Genomic DNA, 8,585 nt, shown 5'->3' with positions numbered 1-8,585 from the left:
TGCGTGATCTGATCCTTCAACTCAGCAAAAGTTCGATTTATTCAACAAAGTCGCGATATGGTTGACGAAACGTCACAGGTGACGACTCCGCGCGCGGCGCTGGAGCACTATCTGGGCGCGTCGAACGTGCGTTATGCCAAAGGGTGTCACATCATCGAAAAACGAATGGCGGGCGCGCCGGTCTTCCCGGGTGACAGCGGGGGCAAACCGATGCAGCAGTCGCCGGTGTCGCAAAGTACCGCGCTGATCCCCGAAGCCGTGAACGCCGCGCAGGAGAGCGACGTGGTGGTGGCCTGCGTCGGCGACCTCGCCGGTTTGTTCCAGAGCGGCACGGTAGGGGAAGGATCCGATACCGATTCCCTGAACCTGCCTGGCGTTCAGCAACAACTGCTGGAAGCCCTGGTCGCCACGGGCAAACCGGTGATTGTCGTGATGACCGGTGGGCGGCCGTACAATCTTCAGGGGCTGGAAGATAAGGTCGCGGCGCTGATGATGGCCTGGGCGCCTGGGCAGGAAGGGGGCTGGGCAATTGCCGATGTGTTAACCGGGCGCGCGGAGCCGCAGGGACGTCTGGTGGTGAGCGTGCCGAAAAGTGCGGGCGCCATGCCGTACTACTACAACCACAAGCTGAAAAGCGGCGGCACGCCATTCGCGTTCCACTTTGGCTCCCGCTATCCCTTTGGATTCGGCCTTGGCTGGACGCAATTTAACTGGGGCGCAGCACGCCTCGCGCAAAACAGCGTACCGGTGGACGGCGAAGTTGTGTTGAGTATTGACGTCACCAACCGCGGTGAACGCAGCGGCAGCGAGGTGGTGCAGGTGTACGTCCGGGATAAGGTTGCCACGCAGGTGCGGCCGCTTCAGGAGCTGAAAGCGTTCCAGCGCGTGGCGCTCGCGCCGGGCGAAACGGCCACGCTCACCTTTACGCTGCCCGTGGAGATGTTCAACTTTACCCGTCGGGACGGCAAACGCATTGTCGAGCCGGGCGAGTTTGAGCTGCAGGTGGGAGCATCGTCGGCGGATATTCGCGACGTGGTGACGGTCAATGTGACGGGAGAGACGCGGGTGCTGCCTGCTGAATGGCGCATGCTAAGCACCTGTCAGGTTCAGCTCGCGTAGCCAGGATAAAAAAAAGCCCATCGTGGGAGATGGGCAAAGACTACACACAGCAATTCGTTGTTTCACTCAGGGGATTTCCATGCTTATAAATCAAGGTGTTGATTTATAACCGTGAGCTAATAGTAGGCATGCCAACCTTGAGCGTCGATCAGATTCGTCTCAATAGTTAAAGAGAAGTAAAGATTTCTTGAGGTGAATAGCGGACTTAGAGCAAAAAAGGCGGGTCGGACCAGTGCGCAACGAATAAATAGTTTAGCAACATTTAAGTATTACCAGGGAGAATGTAGGCCGGGTAAGCGTCAACGCCACCCGGCAATCCCTTTTACTGCGTATTCTTCTCTTCCAGCTCTTCGAGTTCGCTCAAAATCACATCCGGGTCGGTGCCCGGCGGCGGCACTTCGTGTACCCAGGCGGAGAAGAGACGCCAGGTGACGGCAAGCAGCACCGGTCCAATAAACAGACCGATCATCCCAAAGGCGATTAACCCGCCAATGACGCCGGAGAGGATCAGGATCAGCGGCAGGTCCGCGCCCATGCGGATGAGGATGGGACGAATCACGTTATCCATGGTGCCAACCACGCAGCTCCAGACCAGCAGAACGGTTCCCCACGTGGTATCCCCCGTCCAGTAAAGCCAGATGATGCTGGGGACCAGCACCAGCAACGGCCCCAGTTGTGCAAGACAGGTCATCAGCATCACCACCGTAAAGACGGTAGCGTACGGCACGCCAGAAATGGCCAGGCCAATACCGCCCAGCACCGCCTGCACCAGGGCCGTGACGACCACCCCAAGCGCAACCGCCCGCACGGCCTGCGCCGCCAGCAGAACCGCGGCATCGCCGCGTTTACCGGCCAGTCGGGTAGCGAAATGGCGTACGCCCAACGCTACCTGCTCACCGCGCCAGTAGAGCAGGGCGCTGAATACCAGCATCAGCGCACAGTGCATCATAAAGCGACCAATATGTGCCGCCTGACCCACAAACCAGGTGGTGGTGGTGCCAATATACGGACGCACTTTCGCCATCAACGCGCTGCCGCCCATCTCCAGCAGGCTGTGCCAGCCGCTGTAAAGTTTGGCGCCTACCACCGGAATGCTGTTCAGCCAGGCGAGATCCGGCAGCGTTAAATCACCGCTGGTGACGGCGCGAATAACCGGGCCACTGGAATCGACAAGGCTGTTCACCAGCAGCGCAATCGGAATAATAAACAGCAGGAACAGCAGCAGGGTCATGACCAGTACCGCCAGACCACGGCGGCCAAACAGCAGTTTCTGCAAACGTAACTGCACCGGCCAGGTCGCCACGACCACCGTTGCGGCCCAGGCGAAGCCAAGTATGAAAGGTTGAACAATCCACAGACACGCAATAATCATGAGGGCCAGAAACAGCACCGACAGCAAAATTTGCGCAACATCCCTGGGCTGGCGAAGATTGACCATAAATGAAACTTTCCTTAATAAACACCAGCGAGGCTGGCGGGAACGGATAACCGCGTCACTCTAATCATTAATGATATCAGCGATTTTTGACAGGCGGATTTTGCCCGTAATTCAGCGAAGCACATAAGAAAAAAATGTGATAAAACTTTCCAGACACAACGCAAACGATTTCACACTACTCTAATTAGGGTCGACAGTCATGATCCCACAGATTTCTCAAGCACCTGGCGTCGTTCAGCTGGTGCTTAATTTTTTGCAGGCACTGGAGCAACAGGGTTTTACAGGTGATACCGCCACGAACTATGCCGACAGGCTGACGATGGCGACCGATAACAGTATTTACCAGCTTCTTCCCGATGCAGTCGTCTTTCCACGCTCAACGGCCGATGTGGCGCTGATTGCCCGGCTGGCGACGCAAGAGCGTTTTAGCGCTCTGGTGTTCACCCCGCGCGGCGGCGGCACCGGAACAAATGGCCAGGCCCTGAACCAGGGCATCATCATTGATATGTCGCGCTATATGAACCGCATCATCGAGATCAATCCTGAAGAGGGATGGGTTCGCGTTGAAGCGGGCGTGATTAAGGATCAGCTCAACCAGTATCTGAAGCCCTACGGCTACTTTTTTGCGCCCGAGCTTTCTACCAGCAACCGGGCAACCATCGGCGGTATGATCAACACCGATGCCTCCGGGCAGGGTTCGCTGGTCTACGGAAAAACCTCCGATCACGTTCTGGGCGTACGGGCGGTGCTGCTGGGCGGCGATATCCTGGATACCCAGCCTGTGCCGGTTGAGCTGGCTGAAACGCTGGGTAAAGAGAACACCGCAAGCGGGCGCATCTATCGCACCGTGCTGGAACGCTGTCGCGATAACCGCCAGCTGATCCTCGACAAATTCCCCAAACTGAACCGTTTCCTGACCGGTTACGACCTGCGTCATGTCTTTAACGACGAACTGACTCAGTTTGATTTGACCCGCGTGCTGACCGGCTCCGAAGGAACGCTGGCGTTTATTACCGAGGCACGGCTGGATATCACCCGGCTGCCCAAAGTGCGCCGCCTGGTGAACGTCAAATATGACTCCTTTGATTCCGCGCTGCGTAATGCCCCGTTTATGGTGGAGGCGCAGGCGTTGTCGGTGGAAACCGTTGACTCGAAGGTGCTTAATCTGGCGCGGGAAGATATCGTCTGGCACTCGGTGCGGGAGCTGATTACCGATGTGCCGGACAAAGAGATGCTTGGGCTTAACATCGTTGAATTTGCCGGAGACGATGCAGAACTTATCGATAGCCAGGTGACCACGCTCTGTCAGCGGCTTGATGAACTGATCGCCCACGGCGAAGGTGGGGTCATTGGCTGGCAGCTCTGTAACGACCTGGCCGGCATTGAGCGTATCTACGCGATGCGTAAAAAAGCGGTGGGGCTGCTCGGCAATGCCAAAGGCGCCGCGAAGCCGATTCCGTTTGCCGAAGATACCTGCGTCCCTCCTGAGCATCTGGCGGATTATATCGTTGAATTCCGTGCGCTGCTGGACAGCCACGGCCTGAGCTATGGCATGTTCGGCCACGTTGATGCCGGGGTGCTGCATGTGCGTCCGGCCCTGGACATGTGCGATCCGCAGCAGGAGATCCTGATGAAACAGATCTCCGATGAGGTGGTGGCCTTAACCGCGAAATATGGCGGTCTGCTGTGGGGGGAACACGGAAAAGGGTTCCGCGCCGAGTACAGCCCGGCGTTCTTCGGTGAACAGCTCTTCGGCGAGCTGCGCAAGGTCAAAGCGGCGTTCGATCCCAATAACCGTCTCAATCCGGGGAAAATTTGTCCGCCGGAGGGGGTGGACGCGCCCATGCTGCAGGTGGATGCCGTCAAGCGCGGCACGTACGACAGACAAATCCCCATTGCCGTGCGCGCGTCCTGGCGTGGGGCGCTGGAGTGTAACGGCAACGGCCTGTGCTTTAACTTCGACGTGAAAAGCCCGATGTGCCCGTCGATGAAAATCACCAGCAACCGCATTCATTCGCCAAAAGGGCGGGCGACGCTGGTACGCGAATGGCTGCGTTTGCTGGCCGATCGCGGTATCGACCCGCTCAAGCTGGAGCAGGAGTTGCCGGAAAAACGGGCCAGCCTGCGTTCCCTGATTGAGCGCACCCGCAACAGCTGGCATGCGAATAAGGGCGAGTATGATTTCTCCCATGAGGTGAAAGAGGCCATGTCCGGCTGCCTGGCCTGTAAAGCCTGTTCGACCCAGTGCCCGATTAAGATCGACGTACCGGAGTTCCGCTCGCGCTTCCTGCAGCTCTACCACACGCGCTATCTGCGCCCGATGCGCGACCATCTGGTGGCAACGGTGGAGAGCTATGCCCCGCTGATGGCCCGGGCGCCAAAAACGTTCAACTTCTTTATCAATCAGCCGCTGGTGCGCAAGCTTTCCGAAAAACATATCGGGATGGTGGATCTGCCGTTGCTCTCGGTGCCGTCGCTGCAGCGTCAGCTGGTGGGGCACCGCTCGGCAAACATGACCCTGGAGCAGCTTGAGGCGTTAAGTCCTGAGCAAAAAGCGAAGGTGGTGCTGGTGGTGCAGGATCCGTTTACCAGCTATTACGACGCGCAGGTGGTGGCCGATTTTGTCCGTCTGGCGGAAAAACTGGGGTATCAGCCGGTGGTTCTGCCGTTCTCACCCAACGGTAAGGCGCAACACATTAAAGGCTTCCTCAACCGCTTCGCGAAAACGGCGCAAAAAACGTCTGATTTCCTTAACCGGGTCGCCGGGCTGGGCATGCCGATGGTGGGTGTCGATCCGGCGCTGGTGCTCTGCTATCGCGATGAATATAAGCAGACGCTGGGCGATAAACGCGGGGCGTTCCACGTTATGCTGGTGCACGAGTGGCTGCCGGCGGCCCTCGAGCAGACCAGCGCCATGGAGGTCAGCGGTGAGCCGTGGTACCTGTTTGGCCACTGTACCGAAGTCACCGCGCTGCCGGGTGCACCTGCGCAATGGGCCTCTATTTTTGCCCGCTTTGGCGCGAAGCTTGAGAGCGTCAGCGTCGGTTGCTGCGGCATGGCAGGCACTTACGGGCATGAAGTGAAGAATCACGCCAACTCGCTCGGTATTTACGAGCTGTCATGGCATCAGGCGATGCAGCGCTTGCCGCGAAACCGCTGCCTGGCAACGGGCTACTCCTGCCGCAGCCAGGTGAAACGTGTTGAAGGTAACGGGGTACGCCATCCGTTACAGGCTTTACTGGAGATTATCGGATGATCTGGAAACGTGCCGTCACGCTACAGGCATTAAACGCCATGGGCGAGGGGAATATGGTCGGGTTGCTGGATATCCAGTTTATCCGCATCGGCGAAGACGATCTGGAGGCCACCATGCCTGTCGATCATCGTACGCACCAGCCGTTTGGTTTACTGCACGGCGGTGCGTCCGTGGTGCTGGCCGAAACCCTGGGCTCGGTGGCGGGGTATCTCTGCACCGAAGGGGAGCAGAAGGTCGTCGGGCTTGAGGTGAACGCCAACCACATTCGCTCGGTGCGCAGCGGGCGCGTGCGCGGTATTTGCCGCGCGCTGCACGCCGGTAGCCGTCATCAGGTGTGGCGGATTGATATTCTCGATGAGCAGGATCGGCTGTGCTGCTCATCCAGGCTGACGACGGCGGTGGTGTAAATTTCCTGATGTTTTTGCATTTGGTCAAAATATCGCCAGGGTGTTGTGATATACTGGTCAGGATTTGTACACAAGTGAGGACATCATGGATACTGAAATAACCCCAACGCAACTGGCAATTGAATTTTTACGTCGCGATAACAGCAACCTGTCTCCGGCGCAGTACCTGAAAAAGCTGAAACAGCTTGAACTGGAGTTTACAGATTTGCTGGCGCTCTCTTCGAATGAACTGAAAGAAGAGATCTATTTTGCCTGGCGCTTGGGCGTTCACGTCCATTGAGAGAATGAAAAGGCCGCGAGCGCGGCCTTTTTTGTGTCTGCAATTCAGTACCGGGCGGGAAGTTTATTGATTTTAATCAGCCTGCCATCTTCCATTTCAATAAAGCCCCCTGTTTTGAGATCGGCCAGGATACGCATCACGCCGCTGCGGGAAAGCTGGGTTTTATCGCGAATGTAGCGTTCTGCGGTTATCTCCCGGCGATAAGATTCATCTTCATTCATTAATAACATCAGCTGCTGGCGGATCATCTCATAGGCCGTCGGGGCACCCTTTGGCATGACGGTGTTATAGAGCCGGTTGTACATAAACATCAGGTGGTTTGATATCAACCCCCACAGCGCCTTCTCCTGGATAATGACGTGGAGTTGCTCTGCGGTCAGCGTTCCAATCTTGCAGGTGGTCACCGTTTTCAGGTAGTCGTCAAAAAAGATGTCATTAATATTAGCCACTCCAAATAACGCCGGGCTTTTCGCGGTCGACAGCATCAGATTGTCGCTGCGTCGGTAAATGGCAACGGTCCCTTCCAGAATCAAATAACTCATTCCCCGGCCATCAACCACCAGATCCAGCTGCTCCCCGCGATCGAGATGACGGACAGTAGAGTAAGGTTGTAAGTGCGTAATCAGCGCTTGCGCATAGGGAGAACCACGATGGGGTTTTTCTGTGGAGGACATAACCTGAACCTGAAAGAATCGTCTTTCTGATTATAGCGTTACTCCTTATTACCGACATCACCTGAATCAGTATTTCCGCGGCAGATGGTGGACATCAAGCAGCACGCCGCGCTCCATCGTAATGTACTTCCCGGTGCGCAGTTCGGCCAGGATCCGCATTATCCCGCTACGCGAAAGCCAGGTGCGACTTTGTATATAGGCGGCCGCCGTGGTGTTCAGCCGTATTGCTTCGGGCTCCTGCATCAATTCAACCAGCTGAAAACGGATGATGTCATAGGCCGACATCTGCGAGATCCGGGAGCAGTGCTCATAGACCCGGGAGGCGGTATAGATCAGCAGATGCGAAAACGGCTCCCACAAATTGTGTTGCGCAATCACGCTGTTAAAACGCTCCAGCGAAACCCCGGCGAGTTCGGAGGTCTCCAGCGCCCTGACATACAGGTGCTCTGAGGAGAACTGGCTACTCACGCCAAGAATAAACGGCGCGGATTCAGAATTTAAGACGATGCCATCTCCCCGACGGTGCAACGCCACGCTGCCCTGGAGCAATAAAAAACACTGACGCACGTCGTTTGCATAATAGTGGAGCACTTCCCCCCGGGACAGTATGCGCCTCTCTGCCAACGGAAGAAGATGATCAATTAATTTCTCGATGTGCTTATAGGGTTTAGCCGTAAGCACGGTGGCTTTTTCATTATCGAGACTGGGAGCCATTCGGGTGTTCATCAGATACCTCACTCACGGACGCGATCATTATTTGATCGATATAGAGAATTATCTTAAAAAACAGCGAGTCGTGGAATATTTAAGATGGGTCCAAAAATAGACCACAGTAAATGACGAGCCTAATTATATGAATTCTAAGGACGTAAATTAGGGGTCTAAAAGTAGACTGAAAATAGAAAGGCTTAAGAAATTTCAAAACTGAAATGTATTTATTTTGTTAAAGAGAAGTCTACAGCTAGACCTCAAAATAGATTGTGTACCGAAAAAGAGTTGTATAAATTTCGGTCATCGGCTGATGAAGCCCGAATTATGTAATCTGGATTTCAGTAATAAATAAAGTGATACAGGATTTGATGATGAAAAATAAAATGATGATAACCCTGCTGGCAGTGGGATCCGCCCTGACAGCAACCCACGCTTTCGCCGCAGCAGGTACCGTTAATTTTAACGGAAATATTCTGGATTCCGCCTGTGACGTTGATGTGGCTTCGCAGAACCAGGTGGTGGTATTAGGTGATTATTATAAGACCGAGTTTCCAACCACCGGGGCCAGAACCGCAGCCACGCAATTTAATATCGTGTTGAAAAATTGCCCGGTGACGGTGACCAACGCGAAGGTTCGCTTTGATGGTGGCTTTGTTGAATAAATCAGATTTCGGGTAAGTCTCCCCCGTAGCGGGTTGTG

Annotated in this window: 6 protein-coding genes, 1 other RNA gene and 2 pseudogenes; 5 read left to right on the top strand and 4 right to left on the bottom strand. The window is 55.4% G+C overall.

All coding sequences use genetic code 11. From position 1 onward, the window contains the following. Positions 1 to 54 precede the first annotated feature (54 nt). Positions 55 to 1,119: pseudogene (locus HX884_RS24200) on the top strand (glycoside hydrolase family 3 C-terminal domain-containing protein); the annotation flags it as partial. A gap of 5 nt (positions 1,120 to 1,124) precedes the next feature. On the opposite strand, the gene rprA reads toward HX884_RS24200, so the two are convergent. Next, positions 1,125 to 1,232, bottom strand: an RNA gene (gene rprA / locus HX884_RS24195) — antisense sRNA RprA. A gap of 209 nt (positions 1,233 to 1,441) precedes the next feature. Then, positions 1,442 to 2,557, bottom strand: coding sequence for an AI-2E family transporter YdiK (ydiK, locus tag HX884_RS24190; RefSeq protein WP_178328916.1), 1,116 nt, complete (start codon positions 2,555 to 2,557; stop codon positions 1,442 to 1,444). A gap of 199 nt (positions 2,558 to 2,756) precedes the next feature. Here ydiK and HX884_RS24185 point away from each other — a divergent pair, with 199 nt between their 5' ends. The 3 genes from HX884_RS24185 to HX884_RS24175 all read left to right on the top strand — a co-directional run bounded on the left by HX884_RS24185 (position 2,757) and on the right by HX884_RS24175 (position 6,500). Beyond that, positions 2,757 to 5,813: an FAD-binding and (Fe-S)-binding domain-containing protein gene (locus HX884_RS24185; RefSeq protein ID WP_020688342.1), complete on the top strand. Its 3,057-nt coding sequence runs from the start codon at positions 2,757 to 2,759 to the stop codon at positions 5,811 to 5,813. Next, entirely contained in the window at positions 5,810 to 6,220 is a 411-nt protein-coding gene (gene menI / locus HX884_RS24180; RefSeq protein ID WP_058684477.1) for a 1,4-dihydroxy-2-naphthoyl-CoA hydrolase, read from the top strand. The genes HX884_RS24185 and menI overlap by 4 nt, the downstream gene beginning before the upstream one ends. 85 nt (positions 6,221 to 6,305) lie before the next feature. After that, positions 6,306 to 6,500, top strand: a complete 195-nt coding sequence (locus HX884_RS24175) for a YdiH family protein (protein ID WP_178328915.1) — start codon at positions 6,306 to 6,308, stop codon at positions 6,498 to 6,500. A gap of 44 nt (positions 6,501 to 6,544) precedes the next feature. Here the strand turns inward: HX884_RS24175 and HX884_RS24170 are convergent, their stop codons facing one another. Beyond that, positions 6,545 to 7,174, bottom strand: a complete 630-nt coding sequence (locus HX884_RS24170; RefSeq protein WP_062934311.1) for a helix-turn-helix domain-containing protein — start codon at positions 7,172 to 7,174, stop codon at positions 6,545 to 6,547. Between the two features lie 66 nt (positions 7,175 to 7,240). After that, on the bottom strand, positions 7,241 to 7,900 hold the full coding sequence (locus tag HX884_RS24165) for a helix-turn-helix domain-containing protein (RefSeq protein WP_058684476.1): 660 nt from the start codon (positions 7,898 to 7,900) through the stop codon (positions 7,241 to 7,243). A gap of 356 nt (positions 7,901 to 8,256) precedes the next feature. Here HX884_RS24165 and HX884_RS24160 point away from each other — a divergent pair. After that, a pseudogene (locus HX884_RS24160) lies at positions 8,257 to 8,532 on the top strand (fimbrial protein); the annotation flags it as partial. Positions 8,533 to 8,585 lie beyond the last annotated feature (53 nt).

The organism is Enterobacter sp. SECR19-1250 (assembly GCF_013391025.1).
GTDB lineage: Bacteria > Pseudomonadota > Gammaproteobacteria > Enterobacterales > Enterobacteriaceae > Enterobacter > Enterobacter cloacae.
The sequence above is the reverse complement of the archived record's forward strand: the minus strand, read 5'-3'. Positions and strand labels throughout refer to the sequence as shown.